Below are 17630 nucleotides of genomic sequence, written 5' to 3'. Positions count from 1 at the left end.
AGGCTGGCCTGCGCAGCTTACAGGCGCCCTCCGGAGGGGACCAAGGGGTTTTCTCTTAGACTCCTTGGCATGGCAGAAGCTCCCTACAAGCTGATCCTCCTCCGCCACGGCGAGAGCGAGTGGAACGCGAAGAACCTCTTCACCGGCTGGGTTGACGTCAACCTCAACGAGAAGGGCGAGAAGGAGGCGGTCCGGGGCGGCGAGCTGCTGAAGGACGCCGGACTCCTCCCCGACGTCGTCCACACCTCCCTCCAGAAGCGCGCGATCCGCACCGCGCAGCTGGCCCTCGAGGCCGCCGACCGGCACTGGATCCCCGTCCACCGCAGCTGGCGCCTCAACGAGCGCCACTACGGCGCCCTCCAGGGCAAGGACAAGGCGCAGACCCTCGCCGAGTTCGGCGAGGAGCAGTTCATGCTCTGGCGCCGCTCCTACGACACCCCGCCGCCGCCGATCGAGGACGGCAGCGAGTTCTCCCAGAGCGACGACCCGCGCTACGCCTCCATCCCGCCGGAGCTGCGCCCGCGCACCGAGTGCCTGAAGGACGTCGTCGAGCGCATGCTGCCGTACTGGTACGACGGCATCGTCCCGGACCTCCTGACCGGCCGCACCGTGCTGGTCGCCGCCCACGGCAACAGCCTGCGCGCCCTCGTCAAGCACCTCGACGGCATCTCCGACGCCGACATCGCGGGCCTGAACATCCCCACCGGCATCCCGCTCGCCTACGAGCTCGACGCCGACTTCCGCCCCGTGACCCCGGGCGGCCGCTACCTCGACCCCGAGGCGGCCGCGGCGGCGATCGAGGCCGTGAAGAACCAGGGCAAGAAGAAGTAACCCGACGCGATCAAGCCCCCTGCCCGCGGTTTCCCGCGGGCAGGGGGCTTGTTGCTGCTCCGGGGCCGTGTCTGGGCCCTCAGTGAGTTGATCGGGCTGTGCTCAGCCCGTCGGAAACTCCGGCTCCGGCCGTTCTCGCGTCTCCGCCTGTGCTCCCGCCTCGCGGAGGGCCGAGACGGCTGTGGCAGCGACTTCCTCGGGCACGCCGGCGAGGATCACGGCGGGAACCTCTGTCACCAGAACCTTGCTGTGCCAAAGGCTCAGCCCCTTCAGCCGACGCACGACCTGGGCGACATCCAGCACGCGGACGCCCGGATCGGTGAGCACCGCGTCATGGGACACGTCGTCGCACACCAACTCCACGTACTCGTCCGTCATCGCTCCCCCGCCTCTCTCCCGGCTCTGAGACTACGAGCACTGAAATGCCCTGTCGCGTCGATTCGGTGGCGTCGAAGACGGCGGCCACGGTGCGGCGACAACACGGCGTTGGCGCAGATCGGCATTTGCCCGGGCAGGGCATGGGCCAGGCGGTGTCCGCAGCCTCGGTCTGGGCTTGATCCGCTTCGGCGGGCATCCGGGATCAGGAGTTCAGCCCCGGGGGATGTCCGGGCAAGACCCGGGGCGAGGAGAAGGAGTTTTCGTGATCATGCTCCTGATCCGCCTCCGCAGAAGTGCCGCAAGGCCGCGGGCGGCGGTCAACCGGATTCGCCCCGCCGCGGCGCCCGCGGGGCCGGTGTCGGTGGCCGTCGCTAGCATCGGCGGCAGCCTTCGGGGAGGGAGCCATGGGGTACACCGGCGATGTGGTCCTGGCGCGCTGCGACACACCATTGGAGCGGCTGCCCGTGCTCGGTGACCCCGCGCGGTGCATCGAGGAGCTCGACCAATACCTGGAGGTGTGCGGGCCGCGGCCGGGGGGCCGGCAGACGCTGCGACTCGGCACGGGGCTCCCGGACGACGAACACGACCAGTGGCTGGACGCACTGGTCGAGGCGACCGGTTCGCCCGTCCTGATCGCGAGCGTCGCCAGCGACGTCTGCCTCGTACGCGGCCGCACGCCGTCCGGCGCGGAATGGTCCGCCTTCCTCGACCCGGAGATGGCCGCCGACTACGAGAGCGCCGGTTCGCCGCCGCCCGTGGACGACCCGCCCCCGGGGGGAGGGCGAGAAGGAGCGGAACCCGATGGATGCTCGCGGAGGTGCCCGGAATCGTGCGGGAGATCGCCGACTGGGCCGCCGAGGCCGGGTTCACCGGGGACCGTGAGGCGCTGCGCGAGGTGCTCGCCGAACGGGCGGACCCGTTCGTGGAGGACCTCTTCCTCAAGCTGATCGACGCCTGCGGACTGCCACCCGCCCGACCCGAAGGAGAGGACCCTGTGGAGATCGCCCCCCTCGCGCACTCCGGCCACCGCCCCGTCGACGGCGGCCCGCACGGCGTCGCGCTGGAGAAGGCGGTGCTGAACCTCCCCCGCGACGGGAACCTGGTGCTGGAGTGCGCCGGGGACGAGCAGTGCTACCACCAGGTGTGGCACCGCCCGGACGGCACGTACCAACTGGAGTACCGCGACCGCGCCCCCGCCGAGCACTACCGGACGCGTACGGTCTCGGCGGAGAAGGTCGTGGCGGCCCTGCCGGGCTGGACGGCCGGCGCGGCCGGCTGGCGGGACGCCTTCCCGTGGGAGTCGATCGGCTCCTGGTTCACCGATGTCTAGAAGCCTGAGGTCGTTGCCCGTGACCGAGCCCTCCCTCCACTCCGTCTCGACGGCCGGTGCGTACGACGCCGTCGCCGTCCGCTATGCCGAGCTGTTCCACGACTACCTCGACTCGCTACCGCTGGACCGCGCGGTCATCGCGGCCTTCGCCGACTCCGTGCGGGCGGCCGGCGGCGGGACCGTCGCCGACCTGGGGTGCGGCCCCGGGTACGTCACCGCGCACCTCCGGGACCTCGGGCTGGACGCGTTCGGCGTCGATCTGTCGCCCGTGATGATCGGCCTCGCCCGCGAGGCGTATCCCGGCCTGCGCTTCGACGTCGGCTCCATGGACGCCCTGCACGACGTCGCCGACGGCGAGCTGGACGGCATCCTGTCCTGGTACTCGGTCATCCACACCCCGCCGCGCGACCTGCCCTCGTACTTCGACGAGTTCCACCGGACCCTGGCCCCGGGCGGACACCTCCTTCTGGGCTTCTTCGAATCCGGCGGCGGCCGCCTCGACGCGTTCGACCACAAGGTGACGACGGCCTACCGCTGGCCGATCGACGACCTCGCCGCCCTGGCGGTCACCGCCGGTTTCACCGAGACCGCCCGCATGCTGCGCGAGCCCGGACCGGAGGAGCGCTTCCGCAGGGGCCACCTGCTCATGACCCGGGACGGCGGTCGCCGTGACGCCGATGAGTTTCCGGTGCCGCGCCCGTCCTAAGGGCGTACGCGCCCATGCGTCAGGAGGAGGCAGCGATGACCACCGACGGATTCACCACGTGCCTGTGGTTCGACGGGAAGGCCGAGGAGGCGGCGGACTTCTACGTCTCGGTCTTCAAGAACTCCGCGATCGGCAAGATCGGCCGCTACACCGAGGCCGGGCCGGGGCCCGCCGGGTCCGTGGTGGCCGTGGAGTTCACGGCCAACGGCCAGAAGTTCGTGGCGCTCAACGGCGGACCCCAGTTCACCTTCAGCGAGGCGGTCTCGTTCCAGATCCGCTGCGCCGACCAGGCAGAGGTCGACCACTACTGGGAGAAGCTCACCGACGGCGGCGAGGAGGGCCCCTGCGGCTGGCTGAAGGACCGGTTCGGGGTGTCGTGGCAGGTGTTCCCCGAGGTGCTGCTGGAGATGATCGCGGACGCCGACCCGGAGAAGGCCACGCGGACCACGAAGGCGATGCACTCCATGAAGAAGCTGGACCTCGCCGCGCTGCGCCGCGCGTACGACGGGGCGTGAGTGGGGGAAACGGCGTCGGGGGCCCGTCCGGAGTGACCGGACGGGCCCCCGAGCGTGAAGAACGCGGGTGGCGTGGAGCGGTGGAGTCAGCAACTGCCGCCGCAGCGGCAGGGCGCTCCGGACTGGCAGCCGCATCCGCAGCCCGATCCGCAGCCGCACGCTCCGAGCAAGGGCAGCTCACGGATGCCGGGGGACTGCGGGGTCCCCTCGGGGGACGGCTGGTCACGGGCGGTGGGTGACGTGGGGGACTCGGGCATGGTTACCCTCCTCTGCCGTTGGCGACGGCTGCCTGCATGCCTTTCACCAGTGAACGACGCCCCACCCCGGCGCATCAACGGCGCGCGGAAGCGTTCGCCCCGGAGGGTGCACCCGCCCCGCGCGCCGTCCCGCGCCGTACGGCCGACACGGCCTAGTCCGCCGGCATCGGGGTGGGCGGCGGGGACAGCTCGTCGGCGTGCTCGCCCGTGACGAGGTAGACGACGCGCTTGGCGACCGAGACCGCGTGGTCGGCGAAGCGCTCGTAGTAGCGGCCGACGAGCGTGACGTCCACGGCCGTCTCGATGCCGTGCTTCCAGCGGTCGTCGAGCAGGTGCTGGAAGAGCGTGCGGTGCAGCTCGTCCATGCGGTCGTCGTCCGCCTCCAGCTGCAGCGCGTCGTCGACGTCCTTGGTGACGATGACCTCGGCGGCCTTCGCCATCAGGCGCTGAGCCAGCTGGCCCATCTCCAGGATCGTGCTGTGCAGGTCGCGCGGGACGGCGGTGTTGGGGAAGCGCAGCCGTGCGAGCTTCGCCACGTGCCGGGCGAGGTCGCCGGCGCGCTCCAGGTCCGCGCTCATGCGCAGGCTGGTGACGACGATCCGCAGGTCGGTCGCGACGGGCTGCTGGCGGGCGAGCAGGGTGATGGCCCGGTTCTCCAGCTCGCGCTGCAGGTCGTCCACCTTCTCGTCGGCGGCGATCACGCTCTCCGCGAGCTTGAGGTCGGCGTCGAGCAGTGCCGTGGTGGCCCGCCCGATCGCGGAGCCGACCAGCCTGGCCATCTCGACCAGGCCGTCACCGATCGAGTCGAGTTCCTCGTGATATGCGTCGCGCATCGCATTCCTTCCGTTGCCGCTTCAGCCATTCGAAAAGAGGATTGTCCTCCCACGCTGACACGCCCCCAACCTCGCGGGCGCACGCGTACCGCCCGAGCATCCGGAATGAACCGGCACTGACACCACGGTGAACTCTTGGCAACGCGCGTTCGAGAAGACGCTCCGACCCTGTGGGCCACTCATTTCGTCCCCCTAACCTGGGTGTATGGACGTGAACGCGGCAGTCGCCGCAGCCAGTGCGATCGCCGGGCTCTGCACCGGTGTGATCGCTGTGCTCGCGTTCCGCTGGAGCGAGCGGGAACAGGCCCGCCCCACACGCACATCCCTGCGGCCCGACGCCGCAGCCGTACTACCGCCGGGCGTGGACACGGTGCTGTCCGTGCTGCGCTCGTCGGCCGTCGTCCTCGACGAGGGCGACACGGTGGTCAAGGCGAGCTCGGCGGCGTACGCCCTCGGGCTGGTCCGCGGCGGCAGGCTCGCCGTCGACCAGATGCTGCAGATGGCCCGGGAGACGCGGCGGGACGGCGAGATACGGCAGGTGGAACTGGACCTGCCCCGCCGGGGCGCCGGCCGCGGGGAGGGCCTGGCGGTCTCCGCCCGGGTGGCACCACTGGGCTCGCGCCTGGTCCTGCTGCTGGTCGAGGACCTGACGGACGCGCGGCGCATCGAGGCGGTACGGCGAGACTTCGTCGCCAACGTCAGCCATGAGCTCAAGACCCCGGTCGGCGCGCTGTCGCTGCTCTCCGAAGCGGTGATGGACGCCAGTGACGACCCGGAGGCCGTCGAGCGCTTCGCGGGCCGGATGCAGATCGAGGCCGCCCGGCTGACCAGCCTGGTCCAGGAGATCATCGACCTCTCCCGGGTCCAGGACGACAACCCCCTCGACGACGCCGAGCCCGTCGCCGTCGACGACCTCGTCGCCGAGGCCGTCGACCGCTGCCGCCATCCGGCGAACGCCAAGCAGATCACCATGGCCACCGGCGGTGCCCCGGACCTGTACATCTGGGGCAACCGCAGCCAGCTCGCGGCCGCACTCGGCAACCTCGTCGAGAACGCGGTCAACTACAGCCCGGCCCGCACCCGCGTGGGGATCGCGGGCCGCAGGGTCGCCGCACCCGGTGGCGACCTGATCGAGATCTCCGTGACCGACCAGGGAACCGGCATCTCCGAAAAGGACCGGGACCGCATCTTCGAGCGGTTCTACCGGGTCGACCCGGCGCGTTCGCGCGCCACGGGCGGCACCGGGCTCGGTCTGTCCATCGTCAAGCACGTGGCCGCCTCCCACGGCGGGGAGGTCACGGTGTGGAGCGCCGAAGGCCAGGGCTCCACCTTCACCCTGCGGCTGCCCGAAGCCGCGGTGTCCCGGGACGCCCGGGACCGCTCCACCGCCGTGGCGGCGGAGGACGGGGAGCCCGGGCCCGGCTCCGGCTCCTCCTCCGCGCTCTACGAGACGTTTCCCGATCACATCCCCGCCCCGGAGGTCCTTCCGTGACCCGAGTACTCGTCGTCGAGGACGAAGAGTCCTTCAGTGACGCCCTGTCGTACATGCTCCGCAAGGAGGGCTTCGAGGTCGCCATCGCGGCGACCGGACCCGACGCGCTGGACGAGTTCGAGCGCAACGGCGCCGACCTGGTCCTGCTCGACCTGATGCTGCCGGGCCTGCCCGGCACGGAGGTCTGCCGGCAGCTGCGGCTGAAGTCCACCGTCCCGGTGATCATGGTCACCGCGAAGGACAGCGAGATCGACAAGGTTGTCGGTCTCGAAATAGGAGCGGACGACTACGTCACCAAGCCCTACTCCTCGCGCGAGCTGGTCGCCCGCATCCGGGCGGTGCTGCGCCGCCGCGGCGAGCCCGAGGAGATCTCGCCCTCGGCGCTGGAGGCCGGACCGGTCCGCATGGACGTCGACCGGCACGTCGTCACGGTGGGCGGCGGCAAGGTCGACCTGCCGCTCAAGGAGTTCGACCTCCTGGAGATGCTGCTGCGCAACGCGGGCCGCGTCCTCACCCGCATGCAGCTGATCGACCGGGTCTGGGGCGCCGACTACGTCGGTGACACCAAGACCCTCGACGTCCACGTCAAGCGGCTCCGCGCCAAGATCGAGCCGGACCCGGGTGCCCCGCGCTACCTGGTGACGGTCCGCGGCCTGGGCTACAAGTTCGAGCCGTAAACCGGCCGCGGCCGGCACCGCCGGACGTGAAGGGGCCCCGGGCGCGATGCGCGCCCGGGGCCCCTCCGTGTACCGGGGTGCCTCAGCCGGCGGGCGACTCGGTGATCGTCTCCGTCTCGGTGGGCGAGGCCGTGACGCCCTCGGCGGGCGACTCGCCCGGGCTCGCGGTCTCGGTGGGCGAGGGCTTCGCGCTCGGCCCGAAGGAGGTGTAGTAGCCGGCGGCGGGCAGCGCCAGGCTCGGCAGGGAGACCTCACCGGTCTTGCTGAAGTCGAAGACGACGTTCTTGAAGTCCCCGTCGTTCTTGCTCTCGGAGCCGCCCTTGAAGACGGCGGACGGGTTGCCGTCGCCGCCGAGCAGCATGGAGCTGTGACCGGGGAGCGTGATCGGGCCGGACAGATCGGCGTCCAGCTCACCGACCTTCACGGAGTCCAGGGTCTGCTGGTCGTCGCCGTTGTTGAAGATCTTGGCCGTCACCGAGGAGGAGCCGTCGGAGGTGGCCTGGGTGAGCACCACGACGTTCTGGACCTCGATGTCGCCGACGCTGGTCGCGGCGTTGTCCGGCCTGATGCGCAGCGTCTCCGCGTTGTTCCCGGCGGCGCAGGCGGCAAGCGGGAAGAGCGAGAGTGCGAGGGCGGCGGCGAGAGCGCCGCGTCGAAGGCTGCTGCTCACGGCGGCGGCATCTCCTTGGGCGGGGTACGGACGTACGGGACTTACGGGTTACCTGGTGCGGGATCAGGTTACCGAGCCCGTTCGGCTCGCCCGCACCCGGCCACCCCCGGGCGGGCCGGGGCTTCACCCGCCCGGGTGTCCCGGGGGCGTTCCAGGGGCCGCCGATGGCCTTACGCGGGGCGCCGGACAGTCCGGCCCGGGCGCGGCGGAATCCATTCCGGGATTCCACCGAACGATTCCCGCCACACCGGCAAGATCCATTTACCGTTCATCCGCCGTACGGAAATCCGGCGTGGTGCGAAAATGGATCGCATCAAGCCCGTGGCGGCCGAACGGAGTAGCGGGAGACCCCCCGCAAGAGAGCGACAAATCGGGATGTTCCTCCCCTTGTCCGGGCCGTCCGCAGGGTGTAACGGGGGCGTTTCAGGGCCCCTCGGCACCCGCTCCGACCTGCGAATTCCGCCTTCCGCCAGTCCTTCGCAGCACGTTCCGGTCGCACTTGTCAAGCCCCGAGATATGCCCTGACCTGCGAAAACGCCATTCAGAACCAGCCGTTCCCGTGTTACCCTGGATAGCCACGGAAGGGGTACCTGTCACATGACGTTCAAGGTTGGCGACACCGTGGTCTATCCCCATCACGGGGCCGCGCTGATCGAGGCCATCGAAACTCGCCAGATCAAAGGCGTGGACAAGACCTACTTGGTGCTCAAGGTCGCCCAGGGCGACTTGACGGTACGCGTGCCCGCGGACAATGCGGAGTTCGTCGGCGTGCGCGACGTGGTTGGTCAGGAAGGGCTGGACCGGGTCTTCGAGGTGCTGCGCGCACCGTACACCGAGGAGCCCACCAACTGGTCCCGCCGCTACAAGGCAAATCTGGAGAAGCTCGCCTCCGGTGACGTCATCAAGGTCGCGGAAGTCGTGCGTGACCTGTGGCGTCGCGAGCGGGAGCGCGGGCTGTCGGCCGGTGAGAAGCGCATGCTCGCCAAGGCCCGCCAGATCCTGGTCAGTGAGCTCGCGCTCGCGGAGAACACCAACGAGGACAAGGCCGAGACCCTCCTCGACGAGGTCCTCGCGTCCTGACGCGGATTTCCGCCGTGGTGCCCGGTGCGTTGCATACGCCGGGCACTGCGGCATGCCGGGGCGCCTTCACGGTGACCTGGCACTTCGGCGACGCCGAGGAGCCCCCTCGTCTTCGTTCGCGCGTCGCTTCCCCCTGCATACTGGGTGCCGGGCCCGGGCAGGTGGCCCTGTCGGGGTCACGGAAGGGTCCGACAGGGGCTTCGCGCCCGGCACGTTGAGGCGATACCCATTTCGGCCAAGGACACAAACCTGACTACCGCGGCAGTCATTCCCGCCGCCGGACGTGGAGTCCGGCTCGGCCCCGGTGCGCCCAAGGCGCTGCGCACCCTGGGCGGCGTCCCGATCCTCGTGCACGCGGTGCGTGCCATGACCCGCGCCCGCGCGGTGTCCCTGGTCGTGGTGGTGGCGCCCCCCGACGGGGTCGCCGAGGTCAGGGCGCTGCTCGACAGCCACGGCCTGCCCGAGGCGAAGGACATAAGGATCGTCGCCGGCGGTGAGAGCCGGCAGGACTCGGTACGGCTCGGCCTGGCCGCGCTGCCGGACGAGGTCGAGGTGGTGCTCGTCCACGACGCCGCCCGCCCGCTGGTGCCGGTCGACATGGTCGACGCCGTCGCCGCCGCCGTGCGCGACGGGGCCCCGGCCGTCGTGCCGGGGCTGCCGCTCGCCGACACCGTCAAGGAGATCGACCCGACCACCGAAGCCGTCGTCGGCACGCCGGACCGCTCGCTGCTGCGCGCCGTCCAGACCCCCCAGGGCTTCGACCGGGCGACGCTGCTCAAGGCGCACACCACGGTCACCGGGGCGGTCACGGACGACGCGAGCATGGTGGAGCGGCTCGGCGTCCAGGTGCTGGTCGTGCCGGGGCACGAGGAGGCCTTCAAGGTCACCCGCCCGCTGGACCTGGTCCTCGCCGAGGCCGTGCTCGCCCGCAGGAGGGCCACCGATGACTACTGAGCCGACCGCCGCCGCCCCGCACGTCCCCGTGCTGCCCCAGGTGGGCATCGGCACCGACATCCACGCCTTCGAGGCGGGCCGCGAACTGTGGGTCGCCGGCCTGCTCTGGGAGGGCGAGGGGGACGGCCTGGCCGGGCACTCCGACGCCGACGTCGTCGCGCACGCCGCCTGCAACGCGCTGTTCTCCGCCGCCGGCATGGGCGACCTGGGCGCGCACTTCGGCACCGGGCGCCCGGAGTGGTCCGGCGCCTCCGGTGTGACCTTGCTCACGGAGGCGGCCCGGATCGTCCGCGAGGCGGGCTACGACATCGGCAACGTGGCCGTCCAGGTCATCGGCCCGCGCCCCAAGATCGGCAAGCGGCGCGACGAGGCCCAGAAGATCCTGTCCGCCGCGGTGGGCGCCCCCGTGGCCGTCTCCGGCGCGACGACCGACGGTCTGGGCTTCACCGGGCGCGGCGAGGGACTGGCCGCCGTGGCGACCGCCCTGGTGGTCCGACGCGCGAAGTGACCGGCGGCGCGGACGAGTTGACCCGCCGCCCGCGGGGCCGCGCCGTCCGCCGTACGGGTGAAGCGGCCACCGGCCGGCAGGCCGGGCGGCCGGTGCCACGGCCCCCGCGAGCGTCACAACACCGTGAAGCTCACGCGGAGCGGACGGCGCACGCACCCGGGGCCACTACCCTTGATGCGTGACTATTCGCCTGTACGACACCGACGCGCGCCAGGTCCGTGACTTCACCCCGCTCCGGCCGGGCTGCGTCTCGATCTACCTGTGCGGCGCGACCGTGCAGGCGGCCCCGCACATCGGGCACATCCGGTCGGGCCTGAACTTCGACATCATGCGCCGCTGGTTCGCCTACCGCGGCTACGACGTGACGTTCGTCCGCAACGTCACCGACATCGACGACAAGATCATCACCAAGTCCGGCGAGCAGGGCCGCCCCTGGTGGGCGATCGGCTACGAGAACGAGCGGGCCTTCAACGAGGGTTACGACGCGCTCGGCTGCCTGCCGCCCACGTACGAGCCGCGCGCCACCGGCCACGTGCCCGAGATGATCGAGATGATGCGCGGCCTCATCGAGCGCGGCCACGCCTACGAGTCCGAGGGCAACGTCTACTTCGACGTCCGCTCCTTCCCGGACTACCTGGAGCTGTCCAACCAGGAGCTCGACAACCTGCGCCAGCCGGAGAGCGAGGGCGAGACCGGCAAGCGGGACGCGCGCGACTTCGCGATGTGGAAGGCCGTCAAGCCCGGCGAGCCGTTCTGGGAGACGCCGTGGGGCCCCGGCCGTCCCGGCTGGCACCTGGAGTGCTCCGCGATGGCCCACAAGTACCTGGGCACCGCCTTCGACATCCACGGCGGCGGCATCGACCTGATCTTCCCGCACCACGAGAACGAGATCGCCCAGGCCAAGGCCTTCGGTGACGAGTTCGCGCGGTACTGGGTGCACAACGCCTGGGTCACGATCGCCGGCGAGAAGATGGCCAAGTCGCTCGGGAACTCGGTCCTCGTGAGCGAGATGACCAAGCGCTGGCGGCCCATCGTGCTGCGCTACTACCTCGGCACCCCGCACTACCGCTCGATGATCGAGTACAGCGAGGAGGCGCTGCGCGAGGCCGAGTCGGCGTTCGCGCGCATCGAGGGCTTCGTGCAGCGGGTCGTCGAGATGGCGGGCCCGGTCGAGCCGGCCGCCGAGGTGCCGCCGGCCTTCGCCGAGGCGATGGACGACGACATGGGCGTCCCGCAGGCGCTGGCGATCGTCCACACCACCGTCCGGCAGGGCAACTCGGCGCTCACCGCGGACGACAAGGAGAGCGCCGTCGCCCGCCTCGCCGAGGTGCGCGCGATGCTCGGCGTCCTGGGCCTCGACCCGCTCGACCCGCACTGGGCCGGCGACGGCCGAGGCGAGGACCTGCACGGGGTCGTGGACTCCCTCGTCCGGCTGGTGCTGGAGCAGCGGGAGTCGGCCCGGGGCCGCAAGGACTACGCGACCGCCGACGCCATCCGCGACCGGCTCCAGCAGTCCGGGCTGGAGATCGAGGACACGCCCTCGGGTCCGCGCTGGACGCTCGGCTCCCGGTAGCCGGGCGCCCGCGTCATCATTGAGACATACGTACGTTCACGCAGTAGCAGCAACAGCAGCAGGAAACAGGTGACCCATGGCCGGCAACAGCCAGCGCAGGAACCGCCGCACGTCCAACAAGAAGGGCGCGACGGTCGGTAGCGGCGGGCAGCGGCGCAGGGGCCTGGAGGGCAAGGGCCCCACCCCGCCCGCGGAGGCACGCAAGGGGCACGCCAAGCAGCGGGCCGCCAACGCCAAGGTGAAGCGCGCCGCTTCCACGCAGTCGCGCCGCCCCTCCGGCCGGGGCGCCAAGTCGACCTCGGAGCTGGTGGCCGGCCGTAACCCGGTGGTGGAGGCGCTGCGCGCCGACATCCCGGCCACGGCGGTCTACGTCCAGCAGTTCATCGACAACGACGAGCGCGTGCGCGAGGCGATCAAGCTCGCCACCGACCGTGGCGTCCCGCTGATGGAGGCCCCGCGCCCCGAGCTGGACCGCATCACCAACGGGCTCAACCACCAGGGCCTGGTGCTGCAGATCCCGCCGTACGAGTACGCGCACCCCGACGACCTCGCCGCCGAGGCCTTCGATGCGGGCGAGGACCCGCTGATCATGGCGCTGGACGGGGTCACCGACCCGCGCAACCTCGGTGCCGTCGTCCGTTCCGTCGCCGCCTTCGGCGGCCACGGGGTCGTCGTGCCCGAGCGCCGCGCCGCAGGGATGACCGCGGGCGCCTGGAAGACCTCGGCCGGCACCGCCGCGCAGGTCCAGGTGGCCCGGGCCACCAACCTCACCCGGACCCTGGAGGCCTACCAGAAGGCGGGCCTCACGGTCGTCGGTCTGGCCGCCGACGGCGAGATCGAGCTGCAGGACCTCGAGGCGCTGGCCGGACCGGTCGTCGTCGTCGCGGGTTCGGAGGGCAAGGGCCTGTCCCGGCTCGTCGGCGAGACCTGCGACCTGCGGGTGCGCATCCCGATGCCGGGCGGCGCGGAGTCGCTGAACGCCGGTGTCGCCGCGGGCATCGTGCTCTACGAGGCCTCGCGCCGCCGGGCCTGAACCTCGGCGTGCCGGGGCCCGAACGGGCGCGCCCCCGGCCTCCGGACCGGGACGCGCCCCCTGACGCGCCCCGGCGGCAACCCCGGTTGACGGGCCTCGGACACAACGGGGCCCGTCACACAGTGTCCTTATCGGGTGTCACTCGGTTAGATGAGTGTGGACACCAGAACACCCCGCACTCCTCCGGGGGGACGGTCGTCGTCGATCACCGACGAGCCTGTGCTCAACATGCTCAAGGTCTCCTCCGACCCGGCCCAGGTCATCGTCAATCACGCGAGCTTCCGCGTGCAGCTCGGCGCGACGTCGGGCCGGGCCCTGACGAGGACCCAGCGCGTCCCCGTGATCCCGACCTCCGTCCGCCCCTCCGCCGCCGCGCAGCGGCGCGGCGCCCCCCTGGTGTGGTCCGGGCGCAGCCAGCCCGGCGACGCCGCCGCCGGCCAGCTGTTCGCCGCGGTGCGCAACGGTCAGGTGGACGGTCTCGACCTCGGTGCCGCGACGCAGGTGCTGCCGCGGATCGAGGAGGCGCCGCAGCCCGTCGTCGGCCCGCCGCGCCGGCCGCCGGCGCCCGGCGAGATGCTCGGCGGCATCCGTCCCGCGCGCGGCGCCTACGACGACTACCTGGACTCCGAGGACACCAACGAGTTCGCGTACACCGCGCCGCCCGCCGGCCCGGACGAGGACCCCGACTTCGACCCGTACGAGGAGCCCGGCGAGGAGTACGGCCGCGGTCGCGACCGGGAGCGCACGGACCCCATCCGGCACGCCTACTACCCCGGCCGCCGGATGAACCTCGGCATCGTCCTGCTGCCGCTGCGCATCTTCCTCGGCTTCATCTCGATCTACGCCGGCATGGGCAAGCTCTGCGACCCCGTCTACTTCGACGGCGGCAAGCGCGGCTCGATGGTCACCTGGCTCGCCTCGCTCCACCCGTGGGGCATGGCCGAGCCGCTGCGCGACCTCGCCCTCGCGCACCCCATCGGCGCCGGGCTGACGGTGGCCTTCCTCCAGGTCATCGCCGGTGTGCTGACGGTCTTCGGACTCTGGCAGCGGTTCGCGGCGTCGATCGGCGCCCTGCTGTCGGCGGCGCTGCTGGTGACGGTGAGCTGGCGGACCGTCCCGGCGTACGACACGCCCGACATCATCCTGCTCGCCGCCTGGAGCCCCCTGGTCATCGCGGGGGCGCCGGTCTACTCCGCCGACGGCCGCCTGGCCAGCGAGGCCTGGCGCAAGCTCGGCCCGCGCGCCCCGCTGACGGAGCTGCGGCGCCGGGTGCTCCGCCGCGGCGCGGTGCTGGCCACCGTGCTGGCCGGGATCTCGCTCGTGGTCGGGGCCACCCTCGGCACCGCCGTACGGTCCACCACCCCGAGGTCCCAGCTTCCCGCCCCGACGGACCTGCCGACCAACAACCTCGAGGGCTCGCCGCTGCCCGAGGTGCCCGGGGAGAAGTCCTCCCGGCCCTCCACGACACCCTCGGCGGGCCGTTCCGGCGGTCCCTCGTCCTCGCCGTCCTCCTCGCCGTCGGCCCCCGCGGCGTCCTCGGCGCCCAACGCCACGCGGTCGCGTCCCGGGTCGTCCTCGGCCGGCACCGGCACCGGCAGCGGCGGCGGCACCGGCGGCGGGCCCGCGCAGACCGCGCCGTCCGTCCCGTCCCGTCCCACCGTGCCCAGCAACCCGCCGACTCAGGGCGGCGGCAACGGCGGCGGCGGCAGTGGCGGCGGCGGTTCCTCCGACAGCGGCGGCGCGCTCGGCGGGCTGCTGGGCAGCGGGGAGACCTCCGGCTGGCTGCTCGGCGCCCCGGCACGGCACGGCTCGGGGAAGGTCGCGTAACGCCCCTACGGCGCAAGGGAAGAGGCGGCCGGAGGTTCCTTCCTCCGGCCGCCTCTTCGTGCCCGTGGTGGGCTGTTGTGGCCCGTTCTGCCCTCTGTGCGGTGTGACGTCCGGTGCTCAGGGCCGGGAGGCGAGTTCCTTGGCGGCCTCGGCCAGGTCCTTGGCGGTGTCGATGGCCCGCCAGTACGCCCCCTGGGGCAGCGGGAAGCCCGCGAGGCGCCGCTCCCGGGCGAGTCGGGGGAAGGTCGTGCGCTCGTGGTCGCCGCGCTCGGGGAGCAGCCCGGTGAACTCGGGGGAGAAGACGTAGACGCCCGCGTTGATCAGGAACGGCGAGGGCGGCGACTCGATGAAGTCCAGGACGTGGCCGAACTCGTCGGTCTCCACGGCGCCCCACGGGATGCGCGGACGGGCCAGCGCCAGGGTGGCGACCGCGGCCCGCTCGACATGGAAGGCGGCCATCTCCCGCAGGGAGAACCGCGTCCAGATGTCGCCGTTGGTGGCGTACCAGGGCTCCTGGGGCCGGGGCAGCGAGGCGGCGGCGTACCTCAGGCCGCCACCGCGGCCGAGCGGTTCGCGCTCGACGACCGTGGTCACCCGCAGCGGCAGCCCGGCCGCCGCGCCGGCGAGCCACTCCTGGAGGACCTCAGCGAGATGGCCGCACGAGACCACGGCGTCGGTGACGCCCTCGGCGGCCAGCCAGGCGAGTTGATGGCCGATGATCGGGATCCCGGTTCCCGGGATCTCGATCATCGGCTTGGGGCGGGTGTCGGTGTAGGGCCGCAGGCGGGAGCCCTGTCCTCCGGCGAGGAGGACGGCCTGGGTCACCGCCTGGGAGGTCGCGGGCGTGCCGGTCATGGGCGCACCCTACGCGACCCGCGCGACGGGTCATCCGACCGAGGCCACGCCCGTCGCGAAGGCGGTGTCGCAGACCGGCCGCGACCAGGCCTGGGCGCGGTGCACCGAGCCGTACTTGGCGACCGCGGCACGGCCCAGGGACCGGGCGATCGAGCCGCAGTACTGCGCCAGCGAGGGCCGCGCGGCCATCTCGCGCTGAAGGTGCGTCAGGGCGACACCGGGGTTCTTCTGCTGCACCTCGCCCAGCAGCTTGCGGCGGAGCACCTCCTGCGGGGCCGACCGTGCGGTCGCCGTCTCCTTCTGGTGCGAGGCGGTGAGGACTTGGGCCTCGGACGCCGAAGTCGCCCACGGGACGCGGGTGACGGCGAGGGTGCCGGAGAGCACGAGGACGACCGGGAGGACGAGGGCGAGTGACTTGCCGATGCGGCGGGCTACCTGGTTCACGGCAGTGATGGTAGCGAGGAGTGATGATTTGGCGACATTTAGCCACTCTGATGAGTGATGAATGCCCCTTGATCGACTACGGGCGCATTGACGAACATGGTCGAAACGCCAGTGTATGACCGCAAATGCGGTGTGATTCGGCTTCCCCGGAACGGCCGTGGCCCGGCCCCCCTTGCGCGGGGGCCGGGCCACATGGGTCCTCAGCGGTGGGGTGACCGGCCGGTCACCGCTCGGCCGCTCAGTCGCTCAGTCGCTCACCGGTGGAGGTGGAGAAGACGTGGCTCTCGCCGGCGCGCGGCACGACGTGCAGCACGGAGCCCTTCTCCGGCACCTGGCGGCCGCCGACGCGGATGACCAGGTCCTTGTGCTCGCCGCCGACCTCGGCCGAGCCGTAGACGAAACCGTCCGCGCCCAGCTCCTCGACGACGTTCACGGTGACGGCCAGACCGGCCGGCGCGTCCTTCGACAGGCCCGAGCCGTCGCTGGAGACGATGTCGAAGTGCTCGGGGCGGACGCCGACGGTGACCGTGCGGTCGCCCTTGTCGGCCGCGGCCTGCACCGCGTCGCGCTCGACCGGCACCACGGAGTTGCCGAACTTCACGCCGCCGTCGGCGATCGGCACCTCGACCAGGTTCATCGCCGGGGAGCCGATGAAGCCCGCGACGAAGAGGTTGGCCGGGCGGTCGTACATGTGGCGCGGGGTGTCGACCTGCTGCAGCAGACCGTCCTTGAGCACCGCCACGCGGTCGCCCATGGTCATGGCCTCGGTCTGGTCGTGGGTGACGTAGACCGTGGTGGTGCCGAGGCGGCGCTGCAGGGAGGCGATCTGCGTACGGGTCTGGACACGGAGCTTCGCGTCCAGGTTGGACAGCGGCTCGTCCATGAGGAAGACCTGCGGCTCACGCACGATCGCGCGGCCCATCGCCACACGCTGGCGCTGACCACCCGAGAGCGCCTTGGGCTTGCGGCCCAGGTACTCGGTGAGGTCCAGGATCTTGGCGGCTTCCTCGACGCGCTTGCGGATGTCCGCCTTGTTGACGCCCGCGATCTTCAGGGCGAAGCCCATGTTGTCCGCGACGGTCATGTGCGGGTAGAGCGCGTAGTTCTGGAACACCATGGCGATGTCCCGGTCCTTGGGCGGAAGGTGGGTGACGTCCCGGTCGCCGATCCGGATGGCGCCGCCGTTGACGTCCTCGAGGCCGGCCAGCATGCGGAGCGAGGTCGACTTGCCGCAGCCGGAGGGGCCGACGAGGACGAGGAACTCGCCGTCCGCGATGTCGATCTGGAGCGCGTCTACGGCGGGGCGCTCGGACCCCGGGTAGATCCGGGTCGCCTTGTCGAAAGTGACAGTAGCCATGGTGCAGTGGTCCCTTCACCGGCAGGAACGTGCCGGACGATCCGAGTAAAGGAATGAGGTCTAGTCCACAGGGTGTGGACCTTCCGCGACGCTACCTGGCCCGCCCCGCTTTGTCAGCACCCTCCCGGGCCTCAATTCCCGGACCCTCCCCCCCCCCGCCTGGGTACACTTCTCATGGCCCCACCCGTCACCCGGGCACCCCGGAGCGGGGACGGTGCCGTGCCGCCTTAGCTCAGCTGGTAGAGCACCGCTCTTGTAAAGCGAAGGTCGTCGGTTCGAATCCGACAGGCGGCTCTTTCCATGACCTGCG

18 protein-coding genes and 1 tRNA gene are annotated in these 17630 nt (G+C 71.7%); 13 read left to right on the top strand and 6 right to left on the bottom strand.

Annotated features, from left to right (window positions below; genetic code table 11):
- Nucleotides 1–69 precede the first annotated feature (69 nt).
- The gene (locus B085_RS0116190; RefSeq protein ID WP_018559609.1) at nt 70–831 is read left to right on the top strand and encodes a phosphoglyceromutase; all 762 of its coding nucleotides are present in this window, start codon (nt 70–72) and stop codon (nt 829–831) included.
- Between the two features lie 102 nt (nt 832–933).
- Here B085_RS0116190 and B085_RS0116185 read toward each other — a convergent pair whose 3' ends face one another.
- Complete coding sequence (locus B085_RS0116185; protein ID WP_018559608.1) at nt 934–1209, bottom strand: ribosomal protein L7/L12; 276 nt, start codon at nt 1207–1209, stop codon at nt 934–936.
- An 805-nt stretch (nt 1210–2014) separates the two neighbouring features.
- On the opposite strand from B085_RS0116185, the gene B085_RS50765 reads away from it, so the two are divergent.
- The 3 genes from B085_RS50765 to B085_RS0116170 are packed head-to-tail and all read left to right on the top strand — an operon-like array spanning nt 2015 to nt 3760.
- The gene (locus B085_RS50765) at nt 2015–2539 is read left to right on the top strand and encodes a hypothetical protein (protein WP_018559607.1); all 525 of its coding nucleotides are present in this window, start codon (nt 2015–2017) and stop codon (nt 2537–2539) included.
- A 19-nt stretch (nt 2540–2558) separates the two neighbouring features.
- Nucleotides 2559–3245 (top strand): class I SAM-dependent methyltransferase, encoded by a 687-nt coding sequence (locus B085_RS0116175; protein ID WP_018559606.1) that lies wholly within the window; start codon nt 2559–2561, stop codon nt 3243–3245.
- Nucleotides 3246–3280: 35 nt separating this feature from the next.
- Complete coding sequence (locus B085_RS0116170; protein ID WP_018559605.1) at nt 3281–3760, top strand: VOC family protein; 480 nt, start codon at nt 3281–3283, stop codon at nt 3758–3760.
- A gap of 409 nt (nt 3761–4169) precedes the next feature.
- Here the strand turns inward: B085_RS0116170 and phoU are convergent, their stop codons facing one another.
- The gene (gene phoU / locus B085_RS0116165) at nt 4170–4850 is read right to left on the bottom strand and encodes a phosphate signaling complex protein PhoU (RefSeq protein ID WP_018559604.1); all 681 of its coding nucleotides are present in this window, start codon (nt 4848–4850) and stop codon (nt 4170–4172) included.
- Nucleotides 4851–5055: 205 nt separating this feature from the next.
- On the opposite strand from phoU, the gene B085_RS0116160 reads away from it, so the two are divergent.
- Together B085_RS0116160 and B085_RS0116155 are read left to right on the top strand one after the other, a co-directional pair.
- A complete protein-coding gene (locus B085_RS0116160; protein WP_018559603.1) occupies nt 5056–6342 on the top strand; it encodes a sensor histidine kinase in 1287 nt (428 codons plus the stop codon).
- Nucleotides 6339–7019, top strand: a complete 681-nt coding sequence (locus B085_RS0116155; RefSeq protein WP_018559602.1) for a response regulator transcription factor — start codon at nt 6339–6341, stop codon at nt 7017–7019. Before B085_RS0116160 ends, B085_RS0116155 begins: the two co-directional genes overlap by 4 nt.
- Nucleotides 7020–7101: 82 nt before the next feature.
- Here B085_RS0116155 and B085_RS42640 read toward each other — a convergent pair whose 3' ends face one another.
- Entirely contained in the window at nt 7102–7689 is a 588-nt protein-coding gene (locus B085_RS42640; RefSeq protein WP_018559601.1) for a hypothetical protein, read from the bottom strand.
- 597 nt (nt 7690–8286) lie between these two features.
- On the opposite strand from B085_RS42640, the gene B085_RS0116145 reads away from it, so the two are divergent.
- From B085_RS0116145 to B085_RS0116120, 6 genes are all read left to right on the top strand, one after another.
- On the top strand, nt 8287–8769 hold the full coding sequence (locus B085_RS0116145) for a CarD family transcriptional regulator (RefSeq protein ID WP_018559600.1): 483 nt from the start codon (nt 8287–8289) through the stop codon (nt 8767–8769).
- 222 nt (nt 8770–8991) lie between these two features.
- A complete protein-coding gene (gene ispD / locus B085_RS0116140) occupies nt 8992–9723 on the top strand; it encodes a 2-C-methyl-D-erythritol 4-phosphate cytidylyltransferase (protein WP_051102079.1) in 732 nt (243 codons plus the stop codon).
- Entirely contained in the window at nt 9713–10231 is a 519-nt protein-coding gene (gene ispF, locus B085_RS0116135; protein ID WP_018559598.1) for a 2-C-methyl-D-erythritol 2,4-cyclodiphosphate synthase, read from the top strand. Before ispD ends, ispF begins: the two co-directional genes overlap by 11 nt.
- Before the next feature lie 178 nt (nt 10232–10409).
- The gene (cysS, locus tag B085_RS0116130; RefSeq protein ID WP_018559597.1) at nt 10410–11804 is read left to right on the top strand and encodes a cysteine--tRNA ligase; all 1395 of its coding nucleotides are present in this window, start codon (nt 10410–10412) and stop codon (nt 11802–11804) included.
- 76 nt (nt 11805–11880) lie between these two features.
- Nucleotides 11881–12837: a 23S rRNA (guanosine(2251)-2'-O)-methyltransferase RlmB gene (rlmB, locus tag B085_RS0116125; protein WP_018559596.1), complete on the top strand. Its 957-nt coding sequence runs from the start codon at nt 11881–11883 to the stop codon at nt 12835–12837.
- A gap of 150 nt (nt 12838–12987) precedes the next feature.
- Entirely contained in the window at nt 12988–14664 is a 1677-nt protein-coding gene (locus tag B085_RS0116120; RefSeq protein ID WP_078619912.1) for a DoxX family protein, read from the top strand.
- Between the two features lie 117 nt (nt 14665–14781).
- Here the strand turns inward: B085_RS0116120 and B085_RS0116115 are convergent, their stop codons facing one another.
- From B085_RS0116115 to B085_RS0116105, 3 genes are all read right to left on the bottom strand, one after another.
- On the bottom strand, nt 14782–15519 hold the full coding sequence (locus B085_RS0116115; RefSeq protein WP_018559594.1) for a nucleotidyltransferase family protein: 738 nt from the start codon (nt 15517–15519) through the stop codon (nt 14782–14784).
- Between the two features lie 30 nt (nt 15520–15549).
- Nucleotides 15550–15963 carry a hypothetical protein gene (locus tag B085_RS0116110; RefSeq protein WP_018559593.1) on the bottom strand — a complete coding sequence of 138 codons (414 nt, stop codon included), beginning with the start codon at nt 15961–15963 and terminating at the stop codon, nt 15550–15552.
- 238 nt (nt 15964–16201) lie between these two features.
- Nucleotides 16202–17320 carry an ABC transporter ATP-binding protein gene (locus tag B085_RS0116105; RefSeq protein WP_018559592.1) on the bottom strand — a complete coding sequence of 373 codons (1119 nt, stop codon included), beginning with the start codon at nt 17318–17320 and terminating at the stop codon, nt 16202–16204.
- Between the two features lie 221 nt (nt 17321–17541).
- On the opposite strand from B085_RS0116105, the gene B085_RS0116100 reads away from it, so the two are divergent.
- Nucleotides 17542–17614, top strand: a tRNA-Thr gene (locus B085_RS0116100).
- The last annotated feature ends 16 nt before the right edge of the window (nt 17615–17630 follow it).

This window comes from Streptomyces sp. BoleA5 (assembly GCF_000373665.1).
Lineage (GTDB): Bacteria > Actinomycetota > Actinomycetes > Streptomycetales > Streptomycetaceae > Actinacidiphila.
This window is presented reverse-complemented; position numbering and strand designations above follow the sequence as displayed.

Excerpts from the sequence above, each read along its gene's own strand:
- B085_RS0116190 (WP_018559609.1), top strand. The coding sequence starts at position 70 with ATGGCAGAAGCTCCCTACAAGCTGATCCTCCTCCGCCACGGCGAGAGC.
- B085_RS0116105 (WP_018559592.1), bottom strand. The coding sequence starts at position 17,320 with ATGGCTACTGTCACTTTCGACAAGGCGACCCGGATCTACCCGGGGTCC.
- B085_RS0116120 (WP_078619912.1), top strand. The coding sequence starts at position 12,988 with ATGAGTGTGGACACCAGAACACCCCGCACTCCTCCGGGGGGACGGTCG.
- B085_RS0116145 (WP_018559600.1), top strand. The coding sequence starts at position 8,287 with ATGACGTTCAAGGTTGGCGACACCGTGGTCTATCCCCATCACGGGGCC.
- B085_RS50765 (WP_018559607.1), top strand. The coding sequence starts at position 2,015 with ATGCTCGCGGAGGTGCCCGGAATCGTGCGGGAGATCGCCGACTGGGCC.
- B085_RS0116160 (WP_018559603.1), top strand. The coding sequence starts at position 5,056 with ATGGACGTGAACGCGGCAGTCGCCGCAGCCAGTGCGATCGCCGGGCTC.
- phoU (WP_018559604.1), bottom strand. The coding sequence starts at position 4,850 with ATGCGCGACGCATATCACGAGGAACTCGACTCGATCGGTGACGGCCTG.
- B085_RS0116185 (WP_018559608.1), bottom strand. The coding sequence starts at position 1,209 with ATGACGGACGAGTACGTGGAGTTGGTGTGCGACGACGTGTCCCATGAC.
- B085_RS0116115 (WP_018559594.1), bottom strand. The coding sequence starts at position 15,519 with ATGACCGGCACGCCCGCGACCTCCCAGGCGGTGACCCAGGCCGTCCTC.
- rlmB (WP_018559596.1), top strand. The coding sequence starts at position 11,881 with ATGGCCGGCAACAGCCAGCGCAGGAACCGCCGCACGTCCAACAAGAAG.
- B085_RS0116170 (WP_018559605.1), top strand. The coding sequence starts at position 3,281 with ATGACCACCGACGGATTCACCACGTGCCTGTGGTTCGACGGGAAGGCC.
- ispF (WP_018559598.1), top strand. The coding sequence starts at position 9,713 with ATGACTACTGAGCCGACCGCCGCCGCCCCGCACGTCCCCGTGCTGCCC.